Here is a 769-nt window from a genome sequence, read left to right as displayed (position 1 = left end):
GCCGTCAGGTTCAACTATGGCTGGCTCGACTACGGGCCGTCCAGCCGCCTGCAGCTTGAACTGCTGCGTGCAGACCTTGACGCTGGAACCGGACCGTTCTCCTTTTCTGCCCAGTACCGCTGGTATGATGGCTTCGACGCCGTGCATCACGCGTACGCGGGCTGGCAGTTCTCCGATGCTACCCAGCTGAAGGCAGGTATCCAGCAGATCCCGTTCGGGCTGCTCCCTACCGTATCGCAGAGCTTCTGGTTCGGCTCCGGCTACTACTTGGGCATTGAGGATGATTACGATCCGGGCCTTGTAGTGATTCACCGCACCGGCAGCACGACCTGGCATCTCGGCTGGTTCTCCGGAGACGAATACGGGTCCGGGGCTCGCTATGATCGCTACTCCTTTGATGTCGCGCAGACCGAGGCGTTGCCGTATCGCGAGCGGCAACGACTGCATGCACGCGTGGAGAGTGCGCGCGCCTGGGGCGGCGGCGAGCTGTTGCTGGGCGCATCAGCGTTTGCTGGCAAGGTGCAGAACACTCAGACACGGCGTCACTACGGTCATCAGGGCGCGGCCCTCCATGCACAGTGGCAGCGCGATGGTTGGACCGCGCAGTTGCAGTGGGCGCGGTACCGGTATGACGTGCCCGGAGATCGCATCGCAATGTCGGCGTTCCAATTCCCCTTCCAGGTTGCAGCGCAGGCGGATGTGCCAAGCGCCAACATCGCCTATTCGTTCGGCCAGAAGGGCTGGCTGGATGACATCACCTGCTATAACA

The 769-nt window shown here is 62.3% G+C and carries 1 protein-coding gene; it reads left to right on the top strand.

What is annotated here, in order from left to right; all coding sequences use genetic code 11:
- Positions 1 to 769: hypothetical protein (locus tag AC2A1N_RS14535; protein ID WP_484372683.1), on the top strand; the 769-nt coding region annotated here is incomplete at both ends.

It is taken from the genome of Stenotrophomonas maltophilia group sp. SKK55 (genome assembly GCF_057179845.1).
Note: the sequence above shows the minus strand (reverse complement) of the source record. Positions and strands in the feature narration are given on the sequence as shown.